This is a genomic window from Burkholderia arboris (assembly GCF_038723655.1).
Classification (GTDB): domain Bacteria; phylum Pseudomonadota; class Gammaproteobacteria; order Burkholderiales; family Burkholderiaceae; genus Burkholderia; species Burkholderia arboris.
The window spans coordinates 1,467,604-1,492,499 of the sequence record NZ_CP109821.1 but is presented as its reverse complement, the minus strand read 5'-3'; the positions used below and the strand labels follow the sequence as shown (position 1 = coordinate 1,492,499).

The window sequence follows — 24,896 nt, the reverse complement described above, 5'->3', positions numbered from 1 at the left end:
CCGCGCATGACCAACGTCGAACTGTTCCATTACCTGCTGTTGTTGATTTGCGGCGCGGGCGCGCTCACGTGGCTCGCCGAACGGATTTCGATTCCGCCGGCCGTCGTCCTGCTGCTCGGCGGTTGCGTGATCGCGATCGCCGGCAAGCGCGTGCCCGACATGGACCCGGCGCTGCTGCTCGCGGCCGTGCTGCCGCCGCTGCTGATGTCGAGCGGGTTCTACACCGCGTGGAAGGAATTCCGGGAGCAACTGGCATCGATCGCGTCGCTCGCGCTCGGCGCGGTGGCGTTCACGACCGTCGCGGTCGCCCTCGCGGTGCATGCGGCGAACCCGGCGTTGCCGTGGGCCGCGTGCTTCACGCTCGGCGCGATCGTGTCGCCGCCCGATGCGGTCGCCGCGAAGGCGATCCTGCAACGCCACCCGCTGCCCGCACGGCTCGTCGCGGTGCTCGAAGGCGAAAGCCTCGTCAACGACGCATCGGGCCTGCTGCTTTACCAGATGGCCGTATCGGCCGCGCTCGCGGTGTCGATCACGGCCGCGAGCGCCACCGGCCTGTTCTTCTCGCTCACGCTGATCGGCATCGCGGTCGGCCTGGCGTGCGGCCATGCGATGAGCTGGGTGCTACCGCGCTTGCGCGACCCGATGCTTGGCATCGTCGTCACCTTCGCGATGGCGTGGGGCAGCTACGGGATCGCGGAGGCCGTCGACGGCTCGGGCGTGCTGTCGGTCGTCACCTGCGGCCTCGTGCTCGGCGTGCGCCAGCATCGCGTGTTCGACGCCGACATGCGGATCAAGGCGAAAGCGACGTGGGAAGCGATCGTGTTCGTGCTCGACGCCCTCGTGTTCATCCTGATCGGTCTCGCACTGCACGCGATCCTCGCGCGCGTGAACCACGAAGGCGCGGTGCTGATGGCCGGCCTGCGCGTCGCGCTGCCCGCCACCGCCGCCGCGATCGGCGCGCGTGTCGTGTGGGTATTCGTCGCGATGTGGCTGCCGGGCCGCCTGCGCGCGCCGCGCGCAGGTCACACGCCGTGGTCGTGGCGCGAAGCCGTCGTGCTCGGCTGGTCGGGCATGCGCGGCGTCGTGAGCCTCGCGGCCGCGATCGCGCTGCCGGGCAACTTCCCCGGTCGCGACCTGATCCTGTTCAGCACGTTCCTGTTGATCATCGCGACGCTCGTCGTGCAGGGCGGCACGCTCGCGCCGCTGATCCGCGTGCTGAAGCTGCGCCCGGCCGCGCGCCACACGATGTCCGAGCATGCGGTGCGTGCGCACACGTTCGGCGCGGCGCTCGCCGAACTCGACGCGCGCGAGCAGCGCGGATCGGATCTCGAACGCCAGTCGCTCGACCGCCTGCTCGCCGAATACCGCAACCGCGTCACGTTCAACGAACGCGCGCACCGGCAAGGCGCCGAGCCCGCCGGCGTGCGGGCCCGCATGCTGCGCGTCGAGCTCGAACTCGTCGGCGTGTCGCGGCGCGCGCTGCTCGACCTGCACCGCGACGGCAAGGTCGACGACGCGACGCTGCACCGCATAGAATCGGAACTCGATTTCGAGGAACTGCGGCTGCAGCGGCTGCTCGAACCGTAACGGCCGGCCACGCCGCCGGCCCGCCCCCTTTCCCCACCTGGAACTGCAATGAGCGAACTGTCCGTCGAAGCGAGCATCGGCTCGGTCGATTACCTCGTCCACTTCAGCGATGGCGTCCACCAGTGGCGCGCCGACGAACCGGCGTCGCTCGGCGGCGGCGATGCCGCACCGACGCCCGTCGCGCTGCTGCTGTCGAGCCTCGGCGCATGCACCGCGATCACGCTGAAGATGTATGCGCAACGAAAAGGCTGGCCGCTCACCGAAGTGCACGTGAAGCTCGCACACGAATCGGGCAGCGCGGGCAGCACGATCGTGCGCCGCATCACGCTCGACGGCGACCTGACCGACGAGCAACGCGAGCGTCTGCTGCAGATCGCCAACGCATGCCCGGTGCACAAGATCCTCACGCACCCGATCACGATCGACACGGCGATCGCCTGACGCTTTCCGCACCGACCACAAAGTCCCCATCATGTCCGCCTCGATCAAGACCCTGCTCACGCCGCGCGAAAGCGACATCGGCAACCTCGTCGTGCGCCGCGTGCTGCCCGCACGCGCCGCGCGCCTCGTCGGCCCGTTCATCTTCTTCGACGAAATGGGCCCGGCCGTGCTGCCGGCCGGCCGCGGCATCGACGTGCTGCCGCATCCGCACATCGGGCTCGCGACCGTCACCTACCTGTTCGACGGCTCGCTGATGCATCACGACAGCCTCGGTTTCCGGCAGAAGATCGTGCCGGGCGACGTGAACTGGATGACGGCCGGTCGCGGCATCGTGCATTCGGAACGCTCGCCCGACGAAGACCGGCCGCACGATCAGCCGGTGCACGGGATCCAGACCTGGGTGGCACTGCCGGTCGAGCATGAGGACACGACGCCCGCGTTCGTTCATCATGCCGCCGACACGCTGCCGTCGTTCACGCGCAACGGCGTAAACGTGCGCGTGATCGCGGGCACCGCGTTCGGGCTCACGTCGCCGGTCGCCGTGTTCTCGTCGACCCTCTACGCCTATGCGGAATTTGCGTCGGGCGGGCAACTCGCGCTCGATGCGGAGCACGACGAACGCGGCATCTATCTCGTCGACGGCGATCTGAGCATCGACGGCACGCCGCTCGCCTCCGCGACGATGGCCGTGCTCGAACCGGGCGCGACCGTGGCGCTGGCGAGCGCGAACGGCGCGCGCGTAATGCTGCTCGGCGGTGCACACCTGCCGGGCGAGCGGTTCATCGAGTGGAATTTCGTCTCGAGCGAGCGTGCCAAGATCGACGCGGCGCGTGCTGCCTGGGCCGCTCAGACGTTCGGCAAGGTACCGGGCGAAGAAAACGAATGGACCCGCCAGCCGGAACGCAAGGCGCAGTAAGCGGGGTCGCCCGCCCCACCGAAGACGGCCGGCACCCACGCCGGCCGTCGTTCGTTTACGGCGTCAACCCCATCAGCTTCGCGAGCGTCGGCCAGCGGTCGAGCGACTCGACGAATGCGCGGCGCGCCTGCTCGTCGACATAACGCTCGGGATCGAGCGCGGGCAGATGCCGCGCGAGACCGATCACGTCGTTCGGTTGCGACAGGCGATCGAGGTCGCCGTCGCCGGGAAGGATTACTGTTCGTCGATCCATACGCCGTCCGGAGTTTTCACCGCGTAGCCCGCGGCCGTCTGCATCGTCACCGTGCCCTCGTTCTCACCGACCATCCGCGTGCGCGGCAGGTCCGCCGCGTATTGCGCGAGGGTCGTGCCCGGCTTGAACGGACTGTTCGATACCAGGTTCGACAGCAACTGCGACAGCGCGAGGAAGCTGGTCGGCTGGTCGATCACGGTCGTCGCGCCGTGGTTGCCCGCAAAGCCGACTAGCCGCACGCCGACCGGCCCGTGCACGACGCGCGGCGTCGGGATCTCCCGCAGCCCCGCGACCTGGTTCTTGTCGCCGCGCAGCGCGGCACCGTGCTCGGGCACGAACACGATCACCGCACGACGGCCCGATTGCGCGATCAGGTCGGCAAGGTGGTCGAAGTCGCTCATCAGCTTCGTCGCGCGCTGCGGATACGAGTCGATACTCGTCAGCGAGCTGCCGACGACACGGTTGCCGTCGTGCAGGCTGATCGTGTTGTAGTACAGCGCGACGGGCCCCGGCACCGACGCGCGCTGCGCGTACCAGTTCGCGAGCGTCGAGTAGTCGTCCTTGATCGCCGAGCCGTCGAATGCGTGCATCGCAACGGGCGCGGCCGCGTTCGAGATCAACGGCGCATCGGGCACGCCGATGTTGTCGTGGATCACCTGCAGGAAGTTGTCGAAATGACCGTCGTGGTTCAGCAGCGACTGCACCGAGTAGCCGGCGCGCGCCAGTTGCGAGAAGAGATAGCACTGCTGCGGCGCGGGCTTGTACAGGTCCGCGTGCGCTTCCTGCCCGCAGCTCGCGCGCAGCACGCGGATCGCTGCCGGGCCGCTGTAGCTCGCCGCCGTGCTGAAGTTCGTGAACAGGTAGTCGAAGTGGCTCAGCATCGGGTGGTTGCGCACCTTGGCCGCATCGAGGTCGTCCCACGACAGCGAGCAGATGTGCAGCACGATCACGTCGAACTGCGCGGCCGGATCGTCGCCGAGATGACCGAACGCAACCTGCCGCTGCGACTCCTGTGCACGGAATGTCGCGAGCGCCGCGTTGTGATCCTCGGGCTGGTCGGCGCGCGTGGCGCCCGTTGCGTTTGCCTGCTGCTGGGCCGGCGCGACGACGCGTGCCATCAACCCGTTGCCGGCCTGCCACAGCGGCATCACGATCAGCACGGCCAGCACGAACGTCGCGACGCGCAGCCAGCGATTGACGATGAAATAGACGATCAGCGCGCCGACGACCGTGAGTACCAGCAACGGCGGCAGCAGGCGCGGCAGCAGTTCCATCCAGTAGTCGAGGCGGAACGTGCTCACTTCGCGCGCGGCATCGACGAGACGGGCCAGCGGCGGCGCATGCATTTCGCGCGCGAGCAGCGGCACCGCGATCGCGATCGCCACGACCTGCCGGACGATGCGCCACGCGCGCTGCCGGATCGGCGCGCTTGCCACGAGCGCCACCGCGAACGCGAGGTTTGCGAGCCAGAACGGCTGCAGGTGCCCGGTCGCGAACAGCGCGAACTTCAGGATGAAATACAGATTCCAGAATGTCATCTAAACCGCTCCATGATGAGCGCCGCGTCAGTCGCGCGCCCGATCGAGTTTTGGCGCGAGCATCGCCTGCACGCCGCGCGCCGCACCCTTCCACATCCGTACGTAACCGTCGAGCCCGATCCGCAGCACTTCCTTCAGCCCGCCGAGCGGCGTGTCGAGACGCTCTCCTTCGTGCCAGTCGAGCCACGCATCCGCGCGGCCGAACGTGCACTGCACGAGCTGGCGTTCCTGTTCGAGCGTCAGTTCCTCGAAGCTCACGCCGACATGGGTCGGTGTCACACGGGTCACGCGGACCGAGAACGGGAACGCCCGGTCGCCGCGCGTCACGCACACCGTCACCGTGTCGCCGACGGCGAGCGGCAGCCCCGGCACCGCTTCGAGGCCGAGGCCACCGGTCGAATAGTCGCTCGTGAAGCACGCGGCGGTCGACCCGTCGGCGAGCACCAGCATGGCCGGCACGCGCATCGCGATCCGGTGCGTGACGCGCACCTGCTTGGTCTCGCGCGCGACGGCCAGCGCCGCGCCGAGCATCGCGAGGTTGTACACGGTCCAGCCGAGCGTGATCAGGATCGTCGACGCCTCGTCGCCCTGGTCGGCCACCAGCCGCCACAGGCCGGCGAGGATCGCGAGCACGTTCAGCCCGAACAGCACCAGATACGGTTTCGACGTCGACCAGTCCACATAGCCTTCGTCGATCTTGCCGCCCTTGTCGGTCACGTTGAACTTGCCATGCTTCGGGCTGAAGAACGCAACGGTGGTCGGCAGCGCGATGTACCACGCGAGCACCGATTCGTAGACCTCGGCCCAGAACGAATGGCGGTAGCGTCCCTGCATCCGCGAGTTCGCGACGTTCGCGAGCACGAGGTACGGGATCACGTAGCTCGCGAGCGCGAGCGACGACGCGTTGATGAAATACAGGTGGAAGAACAGGTACGCGAGCGGGATCGTCAGGAACACCAGCCGCGGAATCCCGTAGAAGAAGTGCAGCATCGCGTTGCCGTAGCAGATCCGCTGGATCAGGCCGAGCCCGCGCCCGAAGAACGGGTTGTCGATGCGGAAGATCTGCGCCATCCCGCGCGCCCAGCGCGTGCGCTGCTTCACGTGGCCCGCGAGGCTTTCGGTCGCGAGGCCGGCCGCCTGCACGGTCGGCAGGTACGCCGACGTATAGCCGCGCCGGTGCAGCTTGAGCGCCGTGTGCGCGTCCTCGGTCACGGTCTCGACCGCGACGCCGCCGACCTCCTCCAGCGCGGTACGCTTGAGCACCGCGCACGAGCCGCAGAAGAACGTCGCGTTCCACAGGTCGTTGCCCGACTGCACGAGGCCGTAGAACAGGTTGCCCTCGTTCGGGATCTCGCGGAACGTGCCGAGGTTGCGCTCGAACGGATCGGGCGAGAAGAAATGGTGCGGCGTCTGCACGAGCGCGCACTTCGGGTCGCGCAGGAACACGCCCATCGTCGTCTGCAGGAACGAGCGCGTCGGCACGTGATCGCAGTCGAAAATTGCGATGTATTCGCCGTGCGTCTTCGGCAGCGCGCGGTTGATGTTGCCGGCCTTCGCGTGGCGGTTGTCGTCGCGCGTCAGGTAATCGATGCCCGCCTCGGCCGCGAACGCCGCGAACTCGGGGCGCCGGCCATCGTCGAGCAGGTACACGCGCAGCTTCGCCGTCGGCCAGTCGATGCTCTGCGCGGCGAACACCGTCGGCTTCACGACCGACAGCGGTTCGTTGTAGGTCGGGATATAGATGTCGACGGTCGGCCAGGTGTCGGGATCGTCGGGCAGCGGCACGATCGGCCGGTCGAGCGGCCACGCGGTCTGCACGAAGCCGAGCAGCAGGATCATCCACGTATAGGCTTCGGCGCCGTACAGCAGGTAGCCCGCGACGGCCTCGACCGGGCTGCGGAAATCGAGCGTCTGCGTCGTGCGCCACCATACGTAGCGCACCGTCGCGAGCAGCGCGAGCGACGCGAGCGCGAGCGTCGGCAGGTGGCCCGGCAGGCGGCGCAGCGCGAGCGCCAGCACGGCGACGATCGCGAAGAAGGCGAACTGCGCACCGGGCATCAGCGGCGACATCCCGGCCGCGGCCCACAGCACCGCACCGGCCACGAGCAGCAGCGGCGCGAGCCAGCGGTGCCGGCCGACGCCGTTCGCGCGCGCATCGAGCCACCCGCCCCAGCGCACCCACGGCAAACGTTCGAGCAGCGCGTTGATGCGCCGGGCGACCGCGCGCCCGGCCACGTAGACGGGCACCACGTATTTGTCGAACCACGCGAGCGGATCGCGCGCGGGCCGGCCGTCGGCCGCGCGCGGCGCACGCACGATCGCACGCCACAGCCATTCGCGCACGCTGAGCGGCTGCAGCACGCCCCAGTCGTGCGCGAGCCGCAGGAACCCGACGCGCACCCAGCGGCGCACGTGATCGGGCCGGCCGGGCGGCGGTGCGTGGAAGAACAGCCGCACGAGCCAATCGACCAGCGTACGTTCCGCCGGCAGCCCGATGCCGCGCGCGCACCAGTCGGCCGCACGGCGGCCGAGCGTGCGCAGTCGCGACGCGAACGCGGCCTTCATCGCACCGCTCCGGTGCGGCCCGCGGCGACGGCCGTCAGCCACGCATGGACCCAGTTCGCGATGCCGTTCAGGTCGTGCGACACCTGCGAATACGGGGCGTCGTCGAAGATCCAGCTGCCGCGCGCTAGTGCTTCGGGCACCGCCGCATCGACGTGGATGCGCTGCTCGAGCATCGATGCCGGCCCCGCGACCGCGCGCAGCATCGCGAGCGCGTCGCGCTGCATGTCGCGCGCCGGGTTCAGCCGGTTCACGACGATCTGCAGTTCACCCGCGCCGGCCCGGAGCGCACCGAGCCGCGCGGCCGTCGTCGCGCAGGCGATCGGCTCCGGCGGCACGACGACGAGCGTCAGGTCCGCGCAGCGAATCGCCTGCTCGGCCTGCGGCGACGGATAGCGCGCGGTGTCGACCAGCACGACGCCGTCGGCCGGCAGCCCGATCTCGTCCAGCGCGCGCGACAGCCACGCGGGATCGGCCACGAGCCGCGCATCGCATGCGGCCGCACCGGCGGCATCGACGTGCCCGTACGGCACGAACAGCACGCCGTCGGCATTACGCCACGTATGCGCATGCCACGGCTCGGCGCCGCCGAGCACGCTCTGCGCGAGGCCGTGTTCGGCCAGCGTGTCGAGGCCGAGCGTCGCGCCCATCAGGTTCTGTGGATCGAGTTCGACGGCGACGACCGGCCGGCCACGGCGCGCGAGCAGCACCGCGAGCGCGGCCGCAAGCGTCGTGCGGCCCGCGCCGCCGGTCGTCGACGTAATGGCAATCGTCTTCATCGCGCCGCCTTGTCGGCGCCGGCGCCGGGCAGCAACCGGCCGCGCAGCGCGACCGGCACGAGTTCGCACGGCACCGCGCCGTGCCGGTCGATCCCGCGCGGGGCATGGAAACCACGGCCGATGCCGAGGTGCTGCGCGACGATCCACACCGGCACCGCAACCACGATGCCGACGATGAAACCGGTGACGAGTACGGCAATCATGCGCGCTCCTGCTTGCGCAGCGGCATCACGCTGCGGGTGGCGCCGCGCGCACGCGCGGCGGGAATGACGGGATGCGGCGCCGGCGCGTCGACGGCTTCGGGCGCCGGCGTCTCACCGATCGCCTCGAGCGCGACGATGGCATCGATTGCTTCGATCGCCTTGCTTGCTTCGGCCGGCGTCACGCCGAGATCGGCGCCCGCGGGCGGCTTGCGCACGCTGCCCGCCGGGTGCGTCGCCGCGAACAGGTCGCTGTAGTCGGCGATCGGCGCACGCCGGTTCTCGGCCTTCAACGCATCGAGCTCGGAGTTGATGCTGCCCTGCCCAAGACACACGACGCGGTCGGACAGCGTATCGACCGGCACGTCGAAGATCCGCGCGAGCGCGTCTTCCGCGTCGACCGGTTCGCACGCGAACAGGAACACGAACAGGTGCCCGGGATCGGCCGTCACGACGTCGCCCGCGCGGCGTGGGCGGCAGTGCCGCAACGCGTCGACGTGCGACACGCCCGGCAGCAGCGTGATCTTCGCGAGCGTGTGCGGCAACGCGAGCACGGCGCCGCGATCGAGCACCGCGCGAATGCGCAGGCAGAACGCGCCGACCGGCAAATAGCCGAGCACCGAGTCACCGAGCGCGGCCGCGAGCGCCGCGCGATAGTCGGGTGCGACAGGCCGCGCGTAGAGCTGGCCACGCAGCGCATGCACGGCGGCCTGCATTCGCGAGACCGGCAAATCGCGCGCGACGACGCGGTTCGCGCCGACGCTCAGCACGAGCATCTCGAACTGCTGGCGCAGCACTTCGCCGCGCTCGACGACCGCGATCTTCAGCGCACCGCCGCACTGCCGGCGCAGCGCATGCACGTCCGCGCACAACGCCTCGAGCTGCGCATGCGAGCGGAACGCGAGCACCGCGGTTGCGGCCTGGGCGTGCGCGCAGGCCGCGACGACGGCTGCGTTGTCTTCGACGACTTCCCAGTCGCCGGGCATGCGATTCGTGCCGTCGAGTACCGCGCGGCTGACGATGACACGATCCTCGTCACTCGCGAGCTTCATCCGGTGCGCCGGTTCGGTCGCACCGCCGTCGATGCTCGCCGACAACCGGCCGCCCGGCGCAAAGCGCAGCGGCCGCACTTCGCCGGCCGCGAGCGTGTCGCCCGCCCGCCAGAAATCGACGATCCACAGCAGTTCGCCGTGCGTGCGCTGCAACTGTGCGACGCCCGAGCAGATGCCGTGGAAGCCGCTGCGCGGCGTCCGGTCCGCATCGCGCACGAGCGGCGCATCGTCGGTGCGCGCGTCGTCGCCCGCACGCGCCGCTTCGGGGTCGAGCAGCAGCACGAGCGCGATCCGGCGCGTGCGGCACCAGTCGGCCAGCGCGTGTGCTTCTTCCGCGAGTGCGACCGGATCGTCCCAGCTGAACCAGCGCTGGGCCCCTTCCACGAAATACAGCGAACGCGCGCGAAAACCGTAGCGCTTCATCGCGCGCAGGCCGCCGGTCAACCGCGCGAACGGGCCCGGTGCCGCGCGGCGCGGCGCGGCGCCGGTCGTGCCGGCGCCATCGTCGGCCGGCTCCGCGGCCGGCGGCATCGCCAGCACGTTCAGGTTGCGCGGCCAGCCGGCCGGCTGCGCGCCGCCCGCGAATCCGAGCGCGTCCATCTGGTCGGCCACGCGTGCCGCATCGCGCGCGAGCACGACCGTCACGTCGCGCGTGCGCGCCTGCCGCGCGCTTTCCCAGACGAGCGCATCGCACGCCGGCGTGCCGCCGGCCGCATAGATCGCGTACAGGCCGCCCGCCTCCAGTTGCGTCCAGGTGTCGGGCAGGCCGTCGATCGCGAGCCGGCTCAGCGTGCCGACGCGGCCGCCAGCCGGCCCCATGCGCAGCAGCGCGCGCAGGCGGCCCAGCAGGCCGGCGGCGCCGAGCGCGGGACGGGTGGCATCGATTTCCGTATTCACGACGTTCCCCTAGGGTCTGTTGCCATCTGGAACACCCATGCGTTGCCGCGAAAACGGCCGCTCGCGCGGCGCGTGACGCCACGAATACCGACGTATTCGCAAGGCGCGCAACGCGACGAGCAGCCGTTCTCGCGGCAACCCCTGATCAAAAAATTCATTCCGCGGGAAGGCCCGAAATCGCCCGTATGGCGGCGTCGCTCGTCGCTTGTTTGGCGCGGCCAACCGGCGCGCCTCACTTCCTGCCCTACGCCCCGCCGGAAGTCCCGTTGCGGGACGAGCGATTTCGGGCATTCGCATGTGTGTTCCATACGGAAACAGCCCCTAGTAATCCGAATAAAGCCGCACCGGCGTCGGCGTGACGAGCCAGCTGCGCTGCGCGCGCGCCTCGAACGCATAGCGCAGGTACACGAGCGCCGAGCTCGGCGCATAGTCGTGCGACCGGTCGATATGCAACTGCGCGCCGACACTCAGGTGCGGATTCACGCGGTACTCGACGATGCCGTTGAAGCCGTATGAGAACGACACGCCGCGCGTCGAGCTGCCCGCGTACACGAACCCGGCCGCGACCTGCTCGGCCCGCAGGTCCTTGAACGTCGGGTAATACAGCGAATCCTTCTCGTAGCTGTTCGAGATCCCGCCCGTGAAAGTCAGGTCCCACGACAGCGCATCGTGGCGCCCCGCCCATTCGATCGGCACGCCGAGCGACAGGTAGCGCTGCGGGCTGTAATAACCGCCCTGCCCGTACGTGTAATAGCGCAGGTTCTGCGCGTAGTGCCACGCGTTGCCGACGAGCCCGGTGCTGACCTTCATCGTCGCGCGCTCGTACACGGGCACCGTGAAGCCGGTGCGCAGCGTGACTTCCGCGTTGCGTTCGACGTTCCGGCCAGACAGCACGCCCGCGCCGAGTTCCGCGAACAGGTTCGTGCGGCCGACGTCGACCGACGCGCGCAGGTTCACGCCGTCGCGGCGCACGCCGCCCCAGACCGCGCCCGACCACGGGTCGCGCATCCCCGCATACGACAGCACGCTGCTCGTTTCCGGTCGCCGCGACGCATTCACGCTGAAGCTCGCCGGGCCCGCTTCAAAGCGGTAGCGCACGCCGCCGACGAGGTAGTGCACGGGAAACCCGAGCGGCGACGTGCCCAGATCGAAGCGCCATGCGTCCGACAGGTAGCCCGCGCCGAGCGCGACGCCCGTCATCGACTGGTGCAGCGAGCCCGGCGGATTCGCAATCAGGGCGGCGGCCGGCTGATTCAGCTGGAATGGCGGCGGCAGCCCGTTCAGCCCCTTGAGCGCTGCGTAGGTGCCGAACGTCTGCAGCGAATACGCGTTCGGGTCGCTCGTGTCGAGCGTGCCCGGATCGAGATGCACGGTGTCGATCTGCGCGAACACGTGCCCGTCGTAACGGATCGGCATCTGCAGGTAGATCGGCACCTGCTGCGCGCGATACGACGAGATGCCTTCGTCGCCCGACTTGTACGCAGGCGTCCAGCCGGTTTCGATCTCGGGATTGCGGCGCTGCTCGAGATCCGCGAACGCGGCCTGCGCGGGCGTGAGCCCGTCGCGGCCCGGGCTCACGCCCGTCGCGCGTTCCTGCGACTGCGACAGCCGGTACAGCGACGCCGCGTCGTCGTAGCGGCCCCGTGCCTCGGCCACCCGCCCGGCCGCGACCGTCACGTCGGCGCGCTCCGGATACGCGGCGTGCAGCCGGTCGGTCACCTGCGCGGCTTCGTCGGCGCGGCGCAGCGCGTTCAGGCGGCGCACGGCCGACAGTTGTGTGTCGACGTCGTCGTCCGGCGTGCGTGCGAGGACCGCCTGCACACGTGCAAGCGCGGCGGCCCGGTTGCCGCTGTCCTCGTCGATCCGTGCAAGCGCGAGCTGGGTATCGGCGTCGTCCGGCGTGCGCGCAACGACCGGCGCGAGCGCGTCGCGCGCCGCGCCGTAATGGCCTTGCGCGCGTTCGAGATCGGCCAGCTCGAGCGCATGGCGCGTGTCCGCGCGGCCGGCCGGGCTCGCGCGATCGAGCAGTGTGCGCGCCCGTGCATAGTCCCGCTGCGCGATCGCGTCGTCGGTCTGCCGCAGCACGAGCCGCAGCGACTGATCCTCGAGCCGCGTCGTCTGCGCAGGCGTCAGCGACGGGTCGCGGCGCAGCGTATCGAGCCACGCGGCGAGCGCGTCGTCGCGCCCCGCGCTGCCGAGCAGGTCGCCGTAGCGCAGCCGCACGTCCGCATCGGCTTCGCGCGGATGCGCGGCGATCCAGTCGTGCAGCGGTGCAAGACCGCGATCGGGTTCGCCCGCGTCGATCCACTGCGCGCCAATCGCGGCGAGCATGTCGGGATCGTCCGGCGCGCTCGCCTGCGCCTGCGCGAGCGACGCGGCAAAGGCCGTGCGGTCGCCGCGCGCGAGCGCGCCGCGTGCGTCGGCCAGCGCGCGTTCGGCTTCGAGCTTGCGCGCAAGCGCCCGCATCCCGTCCGAACGATGCGCGTCGTCGACGGGAGCAAGCGCAGCCTGCGCGCCCGCGACATCGTCGAGCGAATGACGGTACAGCGCGGTCGCGTAGCGCATCTCGGGCGTATCGCTCTGCGCCAGCCCGTCGTCCATCACCGTGCGGCCGAGCTGCGGCAGCCCCATGTCGCGATAGAGGCGCGCGAGCGCGAAACGCGTCCACGCCGCGTCGGGCGCCGCGCGCACGGCCGCTTCGTAGCGTTGCGCGGCGGGCCCGCGCTCGCCCTTGTCGGCCAATGCGCGCGCCTGGTTCGCGAGCAGGTCGGCCCGCAGGCCGTCGAGTGCGCGGCGATCGTCGTGCCCGGTCACACGCCCTTGCAGCGCGTCGAGCAGCGGGCCGATCTTGTCTGCGCGGCCGGTGTTTTCATACAGCGTGGCCGTGCCGCGGATGGCCGACAGGTTCGGCGAACGCGCGGCCAGCAACTCGCGCAGCAACGGCTCCGCGTGCGCCCAGTCGCGCTGGGCGAGCAGCGCATCGGCAAGTTGCAGCTTCGCGTCCGGGCTGCCCGGTTGCATCGCGAGCGCCGCCCGCGCTGCACGTTCGGCATCCTGCGGACGTCCCGCATTGGCCGCTTCGCGGCCTTGCGCGAGCAGTCCCCAGAACTGCGCGGTACGCGCGAGGCTTTGCCATTTGCCGCGCTGGTCGGTCGCGAGCGTCGCGGCCCGCGCGAACAGCGTGCGCGCTTCGTCGTGCCGCCCTTCGCGCAGGCGCAGCAGGCCGAGCCCCCCGACCGCATCGGCATCGTCCGCGCGCGTCCGCGCGGCCCGCGTGAGCAGTGGATCGGCGGCGGCCAGGTCGCCGCGCGACAGCGCCTGCAACCCGCGCTGCTGCGCAATGTAGTCGGGATCGCGTTCAAGACGGCGCTGTGCATCGCGCTGCCGATCCAGTGCCGTGATGCGGTCGCGGAATTCGGTATCGTCCGGCACGAGCGCGAGATACGCGCGCAACGCATCGAGATACGCGGGATCGTTACCGGCCGACTGCAACACGCGGCGCCACAGCGCCATCGACTCCGTATGGTCGGCATCGGCGCGCTGCGCGAGCGACCATGCAATCCGGTTCGCTTCCGGGCGCGTGTCGGCGCGCTGGTTCAAGAGCCGCGCGAGCGCCATCGACGCGCTCGTGTCCTGCGGATCGGCCGCGACCGCGCGACGCAGCGCGGCGATCGCCGGCTCGCGGCCACCCGGCCCATTCGACACGATCTGGTAGTACTCGGCGCCGAGCGCACCGGACGGCGCGCCGTTCGGAAACAGCGCGACGATCCGCCGGGCCGCCTCGTCCGCACGGCCGCTGCGCGCGAGCAGGCGGATCTGCGCCATCTCGCCGCGCCCGCTCGTCGCGACGCGGTATTCGTCGGCCACCCGCCGCGTGGCGGGCGCATTCGGCGACTGCGCCTGCAGGCGCGCGAGCGATGCCTGCGCGCCTTTCGCGTCGCCCAGCCGCAGCAGCACGCGGACCTGTTCGGCCAGCAATTCGGGATCGCCCGGCGCGATCAGCAGCCCCTTGCGCAATGCATCGCGGGCAAGGTCGTCGCGATGCTTGGTGCCCCACATCCGCGCGGTGTCGAGCTGACGCAGCGCGTCGGCGGAAGCGGAGGTCGCCGGCGCCGCGGGGTTCGCCATCGCCGTGCCGCCGGATGGGGTGCCCGGCGCCGCCGCGCACACCGACGACGCGAGCCACGCGAATCCCGCGACGTGCGGCACGGCGCGTTTCAGCGGGCGGCGCACGAGCGGCCTCCCCAGCGCGTGTCGAGCGTGCCGTCCGCGCCGAACGTATAGCGTCCGTCGCGCCAGCCGAGGCCGAACAGCGTCAGCACGCTCGTGTAATAGCCGGGCGCCGACTGGCGCGCGAGCGTCTCGACGCGGGCCGCCTGCGCATCCGCGAGCGCACGCTGGCCGCGCGCGTCGAGGAACGGCACGGCCGCCGCCGAAAACCCGCCATTGCCGTCGTTCGGCCCCGCGACGCCCGTCGTCGTATCGACTTTCTCCGGCGGTGCGCCATGCGCGGCAATGTAGTCGGCGAACGGGGCGAAGCGTGCGAGCAGCGGCGCGGCAAGCGGATCGGTGCGATCGAGCATGCCGGCCCACAGGTACACGCGGATCGCGTTGTACGCGCTCTCCGCATGCGTTTCGGGATCGGGTCCGAAGCCCGTGCCCGCGCGATACAGCGCCCAGTCGGGAGAAAAACCCTTCGGCGCGGTGTCGAGCAGCACGCGCCCGGTGCTGGCGACCAGCGCGGCCCAGCGCCGGTCGTCGGGCAGGCGCGCGCCGAGCGCGCGAATCACCTGCGGCGGCGAATAGCTCGGATTCACGCGGAACTGGCCGTTGGCGAGCTTGAACCCGGTCGGCCCCGGCAACAGCGTGAGGCCGAGGCCCGGCACGGCCGCCGTCTCGTCGTCGAGCACGCGCTTCGCGAGCAGCGCGCCGCGTGCCGTATAGCTGCGCTCGCGCCACAACCGCCCGGCCTCGACGAGCGCATACGCGATCCACAGATCGGCGTCCGATGCCGCGTTCGGGTCGAGCACGCGCCACGCGCCGTCGGGCGCGCGGCCCCACAGCCACGCGGGCAGGTGCGCGCTCAGGTCGCCCTGCGCGAGGTTGTTCTCGGTCCATGCGAGGATCGTGTCGAACATGCGCCGGTCGTTCGCGACCAGCGCGAAGAAAAGCCCATACGCCTGCCCCTCCGACACCGTGCGCGAATCGGCCGAACCGACGTCAATCACGCGGCCGTCGGCCGAGATGAAATCGCGCTTGAACGCGTCCCAGCGCGGCCACGCCGCGCTGCATCCCGCATCGGGCGCGGCGGCGCCCGCGGCGTGCGCGCGCGTGGCCACGCCGGCCGCCGCGCACGTCACCGCAACCGCGAGCGCGAGTGTCGCGCCGACACGCCGCGCCGGCTGCGCTGCCCGTCGCTTCGTCATTGCCCGCGCCATCCGTTACATCCCCCGTCGACGCGCAGCGATTCTCTGCAGCACGCTGAACACGCCGAGCGCGAGCAGCAGCCCCGCGACGACGCCAACCGCGCCGAGCGCGACCGGATGCCGCGCCGCATGCGTCCATACGCGCGCATACCACGGCACGAAGCCGACCACGTACGGCTCGCCGACCCGCAGGCTGTCGACCTGCCCCGGCCGCACCACTGCGAGGTCGCCCTGCAGCTGCGACACGAGCCCGGCGTTCTCGAACACGTCGAGCAGATCGCCGAGGCGCGGCTGGTCGGTCGCCGTCAGCGCGACGACGCTGCGGCCACGGCTGCCCGGCAGCTCGAAACCGGCGAGCGCCGCGAGCGGGCCGCTCTGTTCGATATGCGCGCCGCCGTCGGCAAGCCCGACGCCGTTGCGCCAGCGCTCCTTCACCGTGAACGCGACGCGCGTCGCGCCGCCGCCCGCACCGCCCTGCTCGCCGATCGCGAGCGGCAGCGCCGAGCGCCAGTGCGCAAGCAGCGGCGACGCAGGCGAGCCGTCGATCACGAGCAGGTCCTTGCTGCCCGCCAACGCGGCAACGTCGCCGGGGCGCGCGACCTGCACGCGCAGCGCCGGGAAGCCGGTCCATTCGCCCATGTGGCCGAGCATCGTCAGGTAGGCCTCGAGCTCCTGCGGCGACGGCCGGTCGGGCAGCACGACGGCTGTCTGCGACAGGTCCGCGAAGCGCGTGAACGGGAAGCCGCTGTTCGCGAAAAACGCGAGGTTCGGCAGTTGCGCGTAATGGACGAAGTGCGAGAAGTCGATCGTCGAATCGGGATCGATCGCCGCGCGCTGCGGCTCGGTGGCCGTGCTCGAACACAGGCCCGTCTTCTGCGAATCGAGCGTGAAGTGGAACTGCAGCTGGTTGCCGCTGCCGACGCGGAACGCAGGAATGTCGACATCGCTCGTCACGCGCCCTTCCGGCACCGACAGCAGCGGCAGCTGCATGCGGCCGCGCGCGTCCTCGGCCTGGGCCGGCCCGAGCCGGTACGACTTCACGAGCTGGTCGTTGATCTCGACGGCGAGCGTCGAGTTGTCCTGCACGGTCGGCGCCGTGTAGCGGTAGCGCAGCGTGATCGGCACGCCCGCGCCGTTCCACGAGTGAAGGTCGGCCGGCACGCGCAGGTTCAGCCGGATCGCATCGGGCGTCGTGCCGCGCACTTCCAGCTGACGCGGATCGTTCACGAGCTCGCGGAACGTGATCGGCCGGTTCACCGGCAGCCAGCGCGGCGCGTCGTACGGCTTGCGCGGCGCGCCGAGATCGACGTGCGCGACCGTGGCCGCCGGCCCCGACAGCGCCGCGCGGCCGAGCACGAGTGCCGCCACCGCGTCGTCGACTTCGGCCGCCGTGCGGCCCGTGACGACCAGCAGCTTGCGCCCCGGTGCGGCCGGGTTGTCGGCGACCGCGAGCAGCGGGCCGTTGACCGACGGCAGCGCGAGGCCGGCCGGCAGCGTCGCGGCCGTGCCGACCACCACTGCCTGATCGTCGGCCGGCAGCCCGGACGACACCGGGAAGCGCGCATGCCGGTAGTCGGCCAGCGCGCCGAACCACGACGCGAGCACGCCCGCGCTGCGCAGCGTCGCCGAATCGGGCGTGGCCGGCAGCACGAACGGCAGCCGCACGCGACCGTTGTCGCGCCGGTCGAAGAATGGCGCAGGCAGCAGCGCGAGATCGTTCGGCAGGCGCACCGGCGATTCGTCGAGGATCAGTTCGCTCGTCGGGCTCACGTCGGCCCACAGCGCCGAGTTCGCCGGATCCTCGCAATGGTCGAGCGTGTAATGGGCGATCAGGCGCAAGCCGAGCTGGTTGAAATCCGAGAAGTAGCGCGGATCGATCGGGATCTCTTGCGTGACCGTGCGGCCCGCGCGCGCGGCGTCGAACGGGACGGTCGCGATCACCTCGCCGTTCACCGACACCTTCAGGTGCGACATCGGGAATATCAGCGACGGCGAATACGCGTAGGTCAGGCGCAGCCGCGCGCCCGTGACCACGCGGTCGAGCCGCACGCCGGCGTTGATCGTGCGGGCGTCGTCGGCGCCGCGCAGGCGCAGCGGATCGAACGCGCCGAGCGACGCGAACGGCAGACGCACGGTCGTGGCCGGCAGGCCGGCGGCCGGCGCGCTGGCCGCCGGCGGCGCAGCCGCGAGCGTCGGCGCGGCTGCCTCGGCAGGTGGCGCCGCTTGACCGGGACCGGGGCCTGACGCGACGGCCGGCACTGCCGGCATCGGCGCGGCCGACAACGCGGCCGTGTGGAAAGCGCCAACCATGGCGACCGACAGGACGAGCAGCGACGCGGACGGCTTCATGCGCCCCTCCGTTTCGTCTGGCTGATCCGGTCATCAAGCGTGTCGGAACCGACGCGCGCTAAGCAGCTATGCCCGTGAGTGCACATCCCCACTGCTTCCCCTCATATGGCGAACTGGCCTGATGCATTTATCGAAACGACGCGGCAAATCCTTTCATGGCCGTCGTCGTGCTCCGCGCGCCTGGCACTGGCGCACGCGCATTCGTCACACTATCTCAAAAATGGGACAAAACTAACGCCGCTTCGCGACGGCGAAGCGAAAAAAACCTCAATCCGGTCGGAAATGCTGCGCATGCGGTACGAATGGTAAGAATTGCGCCGTTGTCGCCAGACGGGTCGAACGGCATACTGCCGGCGCGGTGCGGCGGTCCGTTGCAGACCGCCCGGAACGCGCTGCCGCGGAGCGGCGCGTATGCTACCGCAAACCCGCGACGCCGGACGTGCTTTCTTTCACGGAAAACTGACTTGAATCAAATCATCGACCCCGCCCCCCCTTCCTCCGACACGCTGCTGCGCATCATCGCGACGCAGACCGAAATCGCGAAACTCGGTCTCGACCTCGGCAGCGTGATGGCCTACGTGGCCGAGCAGGTGCCGCAGCTCACCGGCGCGAGCGCCGCCGCGGTCGAATTCGCCGAGGGCGACGACATGGTGTACCGCGCCGCGTCGGGCACGGCTGCCGGGATGCTCGGGCTGCGGTTGCGGCGCTCGGGCAGCCTGTCGGGCCTGTGCGTGCAGCAAGGCGAATTGCTGCACTGCGTCGATTCGGAAATCGACCCGCGCGTCGATCGCGACGCATGCCGCCGCGTCGGCCTGCGCTCGATGCTCGTGATGCCGCTCACGCATGCCGACACGACGGTCGGCGTGCTGAAGGTGATGTCGCCGAACGTCGACGGCTTCTCGCAGGCCGACGCCGGCACGCTGCGGCTGATGGCCGACCTGATTGCCGCCGCGATGTTCCACGCGGCGCGCAACGAGGCGAACGAGCTGTACCTGCGCGCGACGCACGATGCGCTCACGGGCCTGCCTAACCGCGCGCTGTTCTACGACCGCCTGCGCCAGTCGATGCACACGGCGCTGCGCGCAAACGGCCGGCTCGGCATTCTCAACATCGACATGGACGGACTGAAGCCGATCAACGACGGGTTCGGCCACCGCGCGGGCGACGCCGCGCTGCGCGAGATCGCCACGCGGATGCAGGGGGTGGTACGGCGCTCGGACACGGTCGCGCGCGTCGGCGGCGACGAATTCGCGGTGATCCTGCCGAACATCGGCACCCGCGACGATGCGCACGCGCAAAGCACGCGGCTCGCGCGGCAGGTCGGCGAACCGTTCGAATTCGAGGGGCACGCGCTGCGGCTCGGCGTCAGCGTCGGAATCGCGATGCTGCCGGAAGACGGCACCGACATGAACGCGCTGATCGAGCACGCCGATCAGGCGATGTACGAAGCCAAGCGGACGCGGTCGCAGCGCACCGCGCACGCGTAACGCCTGACGGGCGACGCTAGCCGGTCAGCGGCACCGCGAGCGCGATCCCGACCACGAGCCACTGCACGATCGCGACGAGCACGCCGGCGCGGCACAGTCCGACCGCGCCGCGCACGCGCGCGTCGAGCGCGCGCCCGGCCTTCGTCGCGTCGATCCAGCCGAGATCGGTGAGCGCGCGGTCGAGCGCCTCGAGCCCGTCGTCGAGCGCCCCGTCGCCCGCGGCCGCCCGCGCGAGCGCCGCGAACAGCCGGCGGTCGATCGCGATGCGCACCGCGTACCACAACGCCGCAATCCCCGACCCGGAGCTGACGACGGCCAGCAGCCCGCGGGCGAGCGTCGCCGGCGCCCAGCCCGCCGCGATCCACCAGCCCGCGCCCGCCGCGGCCAGCGCCGCCGCGATCGCCCATGCACCCGCATCGAGCGCGCCGCGCGCGGCGGCAATCCTGAACGGAGCGGACGGATCGCGCATCACGCCCGTCCCATGTCGCGACGGCGATCGATCCAGTCCTGCAGCACGGCCACGCCGTCATCCGACCACACCGCATGCGGCCGCACCGCGCGCACCGCCGCCAGCGCGTCGCGCGCATCGCCCAGCCCGCGCCGCGCGGCGAGCCACGCGGCCGCGCACAGCACGCTGCGCCCGTAGCCGAGCGCGCAGCAGACCAGCACGTCGCGCCCGTCCCCGTGCAGGCGTTCGAGCGCCGCGACGGCCTGCGCGAGCTGCGCCGGCGTCGGCGCGACCAGATCGAGCTGCGGCACGGACGCATACGCGAGCGACGCATCGGCCGCCGCCCAGCGCGGCATCTCGGCAGTCAGGTCGACCAGCGCGGTGAAACCGTGGCGCCGGAGGTCGCGCGTCGTCGGCGTACGGCCGATCGACACGCGTGCGTCGATCCGCACCGGCGCCGGCTGCCGGAACGTCCACAGCCGCGAATTGACGAACGCACCGGCAATCGTCGGGGCGAGCAGCCAGCGAACGAAGCCCGGCAACCGGCCGTGCGCATCCTTCTGGAATGCGCCGGGCGCGCCACGCCGGTAGACCCATGCCACGCACGTCAGCGCCAGCGCGATCCACCCTGCCGCCAGCGCCCAGCCCGGCGCACGCGGCACGCACCACAGGGCCGCCAGCGCCACCAGTGCGGCGCCGAGCGCATAGCGCCGCGCGAGCGCGCGGCCAGCCGCGCCCGGCAACGCGTCGGCGCCCGGCAAGCGGCCCGCCGCATCGCGCAGCGGAAACAGGAACAGTGCGAGACAACCGACGGCCGCGCCGGTCGGCACGTCGATCGCGTGGTGCTGGTAGGTCGTCAGCACCGATACGCCGATCGCCGCGAACCACAGATGCAGCACGGCGCGCGCAAACGTGCCGCGCAGGTGCTTCGCGTAGACGGCCCACAGCACGACGAGCAAGCCGATATGCAGCGACGGCGCCTGGTTGAACGGCTTGTCGAAGCCCATCAGCAGCGTGAACAGCGCGCCGGCCACGCCGCCCGCGTCGGGCCGCTCGAACCCGAAACGCAGCGGCCACACGATGAAGCAGGCGACCGACACCAGTTGCACGGTCAGCAGCCGTTTCACGTGATCGAGCAGATCGGCGCGGCGCGTCCAGAAGAAGAACGACAGCGCATACAGCAGGTCGATCGACCAGTACGGCACGATGGTCCACGGCACGAACGGGATCGCATGCTCCCAGCCGAACGCGAACGTCGGCACTGCCGCGCGGCGCGCGGCGAGCCAGTTCGCGAAGCCGTACGTCGAGAAGAACACCGCGCCCATCGCCGCGAGCCAGCCGAAGCGCAGTGCGAACGACGCGTCGCGCGCGCCGGCCGCCGGTTCGGCAAGGCCGCCCGCGCCGCCGCCGAACGCGCTCATGACGCGTCGACCCGCTGCGCGAGGCTGACCGTGAAGATGCCCATCTCGTCGATCCGCTGCTCGAGCTTGCGGAAGCCTGCACGCGCGACGAGCTCGTCCATCTCGGCCTGCGAACGGCGGCGCATCACCCAGGTCGCCTCGCCGCGGTGGTTGTTCAGCGCGCGCGCAATGAATTCGAGCTGCGGATGCCACGGCTGCCCGGTATAGACGAGATAGCCGCCCGGCGGCACGGCCTGCGCGAGCCCGCGCAACGAGCGCTCGATCAGCGCGTTCTCGCCGAACAGTTCGTACAGGCCCGACACGATCGCGAGTGTCGGGCGCGGCTCGAGCGTCGCGAGCGCTGTCTCGTCGAATGCGTCGCCGCGCTCGAAGCGCGCGATCGGCTCGAGGCCGCGCTGCGCGATCAGCACGCGCCCGGCCTCGACGTTCGGCGGGCTGTAGTCGCGCAGCGTGATGTCGTCGGGCGCCGCGCCGTCGCGCTCGGCGGCCGACGCGATCGCGTCGAGCACATAGCGCCCGTGACCGGCCGCGATGTCGACGATCCGCACCGGCGAGCCGTGCCCGCGCAGGCGGCCGATCGCCGTGCCGATCAGTTCCTGCAGATGCACCTTGCGCTGGCGGATGCCGATCCAGCCCGGCGAATCGAGATACGTGCGGTCGATCAGCGCGCCGACGCCGAGCCGCCCCTGCGCACGGTTGCGGTACACGTAGTCGAGCGTCGAGCCCGAATCGAAGCCGAGCCGCAGCCCGAGCGCGATGCCGTCCGACAGCGCGCCGCCGGCCTTCAGGCCGGCGCGCGTGAGCGCCCAGTACGCCCGCGCGAATACGTTCGCGGGCGGCCGGCCGAGCGCCGCGTATTCGTCGTGGAACGCGCCGCGCCGGTCGGCATCGGCGAGCGACACGCGCGGGCTCGGCGCGTCGAACTCGCGCAGCACGAACGCGCGCAGCGGCGCGAGCGCCTGTGCGCGGTCGCGTTCGCCGAGCGTGTCGTGATAGAAGCCCGGCAGTACGATGCGCTCCTTGCGCGCCGCGCCGAGCCGTTCGAAGAAACGATCCTGCGGGCCGCGACGCACGACCCAGTCGGCGCCCGAGATCAGCAACTGCGTCGGCACGGTGATCGCGGCCGCGTCGGCGACGATCCGCTGCGCGGTGTCGTGCAGGTCGAGCAGCATGTTGACCGCGATCGGCCGCGTGATCAGCGGATCGGACGCATAGCTCGCGATCCGCTCGGGATCGTGCGTGAGGAATTTCGGCTTCACGTAGCTGTTCACGTAGAACAGCCCGCGCAGCTTGTGCATCAGCCGCAGCCCCGGCCGCGCGAACGGCACGTAAAGCTTGATGTGGAATGCCGGCGACGCGACGACGAGCGCGCGGATCGGCGGCGCATAGTCGTGCGCCCAGGTGGCCGCGAGCACCGCGCCGACGCTCTGGCCGACGACCGCCATGTCCTCGATCGCGATGCCGTGCGTGTCGCGGATATGTTCGACGAAGGTCTGCAGGTCGCGCACCGACGCGGCCGCGCTCGGGCTGTAGCCGCGCGCGCCCGGCGAGCGGCCGTGACCGCGCGCGTCCCACGCGAAAAATGCAAAATCCGGCAGGTCGAGCTCGTCGACGAGGTGCGCGACGCGCGCCGAATGTTCGTGGCCGCGATGCAGCAGCACGATGGCGCCGCGGCAATGCGGTGCCGTTGCGGGCCAGTGCCGATAGAACAGCGTTTCGCCGTCGTGCGTGATGAAGTCGGCCTCACGTGCCGTGCGTGCGCTCATGCGATTTCTCTCGTTTCGTTATTCGAATTGTGTGGCGCCGCCCTCCGGCGCCCGGGCCATCAGCCGCCCGCTTCGGCGATCCCGGCCCGTACGCGCCGCACCGCCGTCACGATCGACAGCACGATCAGCAGCCGCCACAGCCACGCGGCGACGCTGCCGACCGGGAATCCGAGGCCGATCCACAGCGCGAACGCGCCGAGGGCCAGCGCCCGGTCACTCTTGCCGAACGGGCCGTCGTAGCGGCGCGTCGCGCCGACGAGCGGGCCGATCAGCCCCGCGCATTCGACGATCACCGCCGTCAGCGCGAACAGCCAGACGTCCGCCGGAGCGAACGCGGACATGGCGAGGAACGGCAGCACGAGCGCGACGTCGGACACGATGTCGCCGAGCTCGTTCAGGTACGCGCCGAGCGTGCTCTTCTGCCCGTGCTCGCGCGCGAGCATCCCGTCGATCGCGTTGAGCGCCATCCGCGCGAACAGCCACAGCGGAATCAGCAGGAACAGCGCACGGGCGAACACGCCCAGGCCGGCGAGCGCGCCCACGACGATCGAGCCGCCGGCCGCGAACAGCGTGACCTGGTTGGCCGTGACGCCGCGTTCGGCGAGCGAATTCGCGAACGGGCGCAGACGGTTCTGGAATTTGGGTTTGAGTGCGTAGAGGCTCATCGTTTTATTTGCGCGGCACAGTCGGATACGTTTCCCGCCGCCCTGCCCCGGGCGGCGAAACGGCCTTCGTCAGCCTTCATTGGACGGCCCTAATCGTCGCCGAGCGGCCCCGATGCGTCAAGCCTGCGGCCCGGCACGCCCGCGCGGCGCGAATCTGGCGTTTTTCAGCGAAACTCGCGATAATCCGCTGGCCCGATCGCGGTGAGATCCATTCGAACTGCAGACGGGCACTCGTGCAACAGCCGATTATCACGCCGCCGACCGGCGCATTCGCCGCGACGCAACAGCGTGCGACGGCGAATCGTCCGATTATCGCGGACCTGCGACAGGCAGCCACGAATTTGAAAAAATTTAAACAAGAGCCGTCCGGCGCGCATCCTGCCGCGCCGGCATTCCGGGGTTCCGCCCGCCGCGCTTGCGCAGCGGGCCGGGCATGCAGGCAGGAGGCACTGCGCCGATGAACATCCTCAATGTCTGGCAGCGCGACTTCCTGCTGTCCATCGTGCGACTCGTCGCCGGCGCGTATCCGGTCTGGCATCAGGCGCCGCCGTCCCCGACGCAGAAAATCTATTTCTCGAATCACACGAGCCACATCGACACGCTCGCGATCCTCGCCGCGCTGCCGCGCAACGTGCGCGCGGTCGTGCGGCCGGTCGCCGCGCGCGACTACTGGGACAGCAGCGACATGAAGCGGCACATCGCGCAGAAGCTGCTGAACGTCGTGCTGATCGACCGCCACCGCGAATCCGGCGGCGACCCGCTCGACCCCGTGCGCGACGCGCTGCGGCAGGGCCATTCGATCATCATCTTCCCGGAAGGCACGCGCGGCGCCGAGGTGCTGCCGCAGCCGTTCAAGAGCGGGCTGTTCCATCTCGCGACCGAATTCCCGGACGTCGCGCTCGCGCCCGTCTACCTCGAGAACCTGCAGCGCATCATGCCGAAGGGCGCGATCTGGCCCGTGCCGCTGATCTGCAAGGTGCATTTCGGGGCGAACGACGCGCTCGGCGACCAGGAAGAGAAGCCGACCTTCCTCGCCCGCATGCGCGACGCGGTCGTCGCGCTCGCGCCGCCGCAGCGGCCCGCCGGCTGAACGCGCCGCCCTTTTCTCC

At 70.8% G+C, this 24,896-nt stretch carries 18 protein-coding genes; 5 read left to right on the top strand and 13 right to left on the bottom strand.

The features are described from left to right. Positions 1–6 precede the first annotated feature (6 nt). Genes OHZ10_RS07025 through OHZ10_RS07015 form a run of 3 tightly spaced genes read left to right on the top strand, consistent with a single transcriptional unit; the run spans position 7 to position 2,944 of the window. A complete protein-coding gene (locus OHZ10_RS07025; RefSeq protein ID WP_174994395.1) occupies positions 7–1,587 on the top strand; it encodes a cation:proton antiporter in 1,581 nt (526 codons plus the stop codon). Positions 1,588–1,635: 48 nt separating this feature from the next. Then, complete coding sequence (locus OHZ10_RS07020) at positions 1,636–2,028, top strand: OsmC family protein (RefSeq protein WP_342704052.1); 393 nt, start codon at positions 1,636–1,638, stop codon at positions 2,026–2,028. Between the two features lie 31 nt (positions 2,029–2,059). After that, the gene (locus OHZ10_RS07015) at positions 2,060–2,944 is read left to right on the top strand and encodes a pirin family protein (protein WP_059234856.1); all 885 of its coding nucleotides are present in this window, start codon (positions 2,060–2,062) and stop codon (positions 2,942–2,944) included. A 55-nt stretch (positions 2,945–2,999) separates the two neighbouring features. Here the strand turns inward: OHZ10_RS07015 and OHZ10_RS07010 are convergent, their stop codons facing one another. The 9 genes from OHZ10_RS07010 to bcsB all read right to left on the bottom strand — a co-directional run bounded on the left by OHZ10_RS07010 (position 3,000) and on the right by bcsB (position 18,000). Beyond that, entirely contained in the window at positions 3,000–3,197 is a 198-nt protein-coding gene (locus OHZ10_RS07010; RefSeq protein WP_059234857.1) for a hypothetical protein, read from the bottom strand. Continuing rightward, positions 3,179–4,735, bottom strand: a complete 1,557-nt coding sequence (bcsG, locus tag OHZ10_RS07005) for a cellulose biosynthesis protein BcsG (protein WP_342704051.1) — start codon at positions 4,733–4,735, stop codon at positions 3,179–3,181. The genes OHZ10_RS07010 and bcsG overlap by 19 nt, the downstream gene beginning before the upstream one ends. Before the next feature lie 27 nt (positions 4,736–4,762). Further along, a complete protein-coding gene (gene bcsA / locus OHZ10_RS07000) occupies positions 4,763–7,300 on the bottom strand; it encodes a UDP-forming cellulose synthase catalytic subunit (RefSeq protein ID WP_342704049.1) in 2,538 nt (845 codons plus the stop codon). After that, complete coding sequence (gene bcsQ, locus OHZ10_RS06995) at positions 7,297–8,076, bottom strand: cellulose biosynthesis protein BcsQ (RefSeq protein ID WP_059234861.1); 780 nt, start codon at positions 8,074–8,076, stop codon at positions 7,297–7,299. The genes bcsA and bcsQ overlap by 4 nt, the downstream gene beginning before the upstream one ends. Further along, the gene (locus tag OHZ10_RS06990) at positions 8,073–8,279 is read right to left on the bottom strand and encodes a hypothetical protein (protein WP_059234863.1); all 207 of its coding nucleotides are present in this window, start codon (positions 8,277–8,279) and stop codon (positions 8,073–8,075) included. The genes bcsQ and OHZ10_RS06990 overlap by 4 nt, the downstream gene beginning before the upstream one ends. Further along, a complete protein-coding gene (bcsE, locus tag OHZ10_RS06985) occupies positions 8,276–10,225 on the bottom strand; it encodes a cellulose biosynthesis protein BcsE (RefSeq protein WP_342704048.1) in 1,950 nt (649 codons plus the stop codon). The genes OHZ10_RS06990 and bcsE overlap by 4 nt, the downstream gene beginning before the upstream one ends. A 321-nt stretch (positions 10,226–10,546) precedes the next feature. Next, the gene (locus tag OHZ10_RS06980) at positions 10,547–14,458 is read right to left on the bottom strand and encodes a cellulose synthase subunit BcsC-related outer membrane protein (RefSeq protein ID WP_342704046.1); all 3,912 of its coding nucleotides are present in this window, start codon (positions 14,456–14,458) and stop codon (positions 10,547–10,549) included. Beyond that, on the bottom strand, positions 14,443–15,663 hold the full coding sequence (bcsZ, locus tag OHZ10_RS06975) for a cellulose synthase complex periplasmic endoglucanase BcsZ (protein ID WP_342704045.1): 1,221 nt from the start codon (positions 15,661–15,663) through the stop codon (positions 14,443–14,445). The genes OHZ10_RS06980 and bcsZ overlap by 16 nt, the downstream gene beginning before the upstream one ends. A gap of 3 nt (positions 15,664–15,666) precedes the next feature. Next, positions 15,667–18,000: a cellulose biosynthesis cyclic di-GMP-binding regulatory protein BcsB gene (gene bcsB / locus OHZ10_RS06970; protein ID WP_342704044.1), complete on the bottom strand. Its 2,334-nt coding sequence runs from the start codon at positions 17,998–18,000 to the stop codon at positions 15,667–15,669. 464 nt (positions 18,001–18,464) lie between these two features. Here bcsB and OHZ10_RS06965 point away from each other — a divergent pair, with 464 nt between their 5' ends. Next, positions 18,465–19,487, top strand: a complete 1,023-nt coding sequence (locus tag OHZ10_RS06965) for a sensor domain-containing diguanylate cyclase (protein WP_407045092.1) — start codon at positions 18,465–18,467, stop codon at positions 19,485–19,487. 16 nt (positions 19,488–19,503) lie between these two features. On the opposite strand, the gene OHZ10_RS06960 is transcribed toward OHZ10_RS06965, so the two are convergent. Genes OHZ10_RS06960 through OHZ10_RS06945 form a run of 4 tightly spaced genes read right to left on the bottom strand, consistent with a single transcriptional unit; the run spans position 19,504 to position 23,787 of the window. After that, positions 19,504–19,956, bottom strand: a complete 453-nt coding sequence (locus tag OHZ10_RS06960) for a hypothetical protein (RefSeq protein ID WP_174992100.1) — start codon at positions 19,954–19,956, stop codon at positions 19,504–19,506. Next, the gene (locus OHZ10_RS06955) at positions 19,956–21,356 is read right to left on the bottom strand and encodes a phosphatase PAP2/dual specificity phosphatase family protein (RefSeq protein ID WP_342704041.1); all 1,401 of its coding nucleotides are present in this window, start codon (positions 21,354–21,356) and stop codon (positions 19,956–19,958) included. Before OHZ10_RS06955 ends, OHZ10_RS06960 begins: the two co-directional genes overlap by 1 nt. After that, positions 21,353–23,122 carry a bifunctional alpha/beta hydrolase/class I SAM-dependent methyltransferase gene (locus tag OHZ10_RS06950; protein WP_342704040.1) on the bottom strand — a complete coding sequence of 590 codons (1,770 nt, stop codon included), beginning with the start codon at positions 23,120–23,122 and terminating at the stop codon, positions 21,353–21,355. Before OHZ10_RS06950 ends, OHZ10_RS06955 begins: the two co-directional genes overlap by 4 nt. Before the next feature lie 59 nt (positions 23,123–23,181). After that, complete coding sequence (locus OHZ10_RS06945; RefSeq protein ID WP_059234883.1) at positions 23,182–23,787, bottom strand: CDP-alcohol phosphatidyltransferase family protein; 606 nt, start codon at positions 23,785–23,787, stop codon at positions 23,182–23,184. A 457-nt stretch (positions 23,788–24,244) separates the two neighbouring features. Between OHZ10_RS06945 and OHZ10_RS06940 the strand changes: the two genes are divergently transcribed. Beyond that, entirely contained in the window at positions 24,245–24,877 is a 633-nt protein-coding gene (locus tag OHZ10_RS06940; protein ID WP_174992097.1) for a lysophospholipid acyltransferase family protein, read from the top strand. Positions 24,878–24,896 lie beyond the last annotated feature (19 nt).

Excerpts from the sequence above, each read along its gene's own strand:
- OHZ10_RS07025 (WP_174994395.1), top strand. The coding sequence starts at position 7 with ATGACCAACGTCGAACTGTTCCATTACCTGCTGTTGTTGATTTGCGGC.
- OHZ10_RS07020 (WP_342704052.1), top strand. The coding sequence starts at position 1,636 with ATGAGCGAACTGTCCGTCGAAGCGAGCATCGGCTCGGTCGATTACCTC.
- OHZ10_RS07015 (WP_059234856.1), top strand. The coding sequence starts at position 2,060 with ATGTCCGCCTCGATCAAGACCCTGCTCACGCCGCGCGAAAGCGACATC.
- OHZ10_RS07010 (WP_059234857.1), bottom strand. The coding sequence starts at position 3,197 with ATGGATCGACGAACAGTAATCCTTCCCGGCGACGGCGACCTCGATCGC.
- bcsG (WP_342704051.1), bottom strand. The coding sequence starts at position 4,735 with ATGACATTCTGGAATCTGTATTTCATCCTGAAGTTCGCGCTGTTCGCG.
- bcsA (WP_342704049.1), bottom strand. The coding sequence starts at position 7,300 with ATGAAGGCCGCGTTCGCGTCGCGACTGCGCACGCTCGGCCGCCGTGCG.
- bcsQ (WP_059234861.1), bottom strand. The coding sequence starts at position 8,076 with ATGAAGACGATTGCCATTACGTCGACGACCGGCGGCGCGGGCCGCACG.
- OHZ10_RS06990 (WP_059234863.1), bottom strand. The coding sequence starts at position 8,279 with ATGATTGCCGTACTCGTCACCGGTTTCATCGTCGGCATCGTGGTTGCG.
- bcsZ (WP_342704045.1), bottom strand. The coding sequence starts at position 15,663 with ATGGCGCGGGCAATGACGAAGCGACGGGCAGCGCAGCCGGCGCGGCGT.
- bcsB (WP_342704044.1), bottom strand. The coding sequence starts at position 18,000 with ATGAAGCCGTCCGCGTCGCTGCTCGTCCTGTCGGTCGCCATGGTTGGC.
- OHZ10_RS06960 (WP_174992100.1), bottom strand. The coding sequence starts at position 19,956 with ATGCGCGATCCGTCCGCTCCGTTCAGGATTGCCGCCGCGCGCGGCGCG.
- OHZ10_RS06955 (WP_342704041.1), bottom strand. The coding sequence starts at position 21,356 with ATGAGCGCGTTCGGCGGCGGCGCGGGCGGCCTTGCCGAACCGGCGGCC.
- OHZ10_RS06950 (WP_342704040.1), bottom strand. The coding sequence starts at position 23,122 with ATGAGCGCACGCACGGCACGTGAGGCCGACTTCATCACGCACGACGGC.
- OHZ10_RS06945 (WP_059234883.1), bottom strand. The coding sequence starts at position 23,787 with ATGAGCCTCTACGCACTCAAACCCAAATTCCAGAACCGTCTGCGCCCG.
- OHZ10_RS06940 (WP_174992097.1), top strand. The coding sequence starts at position 24,245 with ATGAACATCCTCAATGTCTGGCAGCGCGACTTCCTGCTGTCCATCGTG.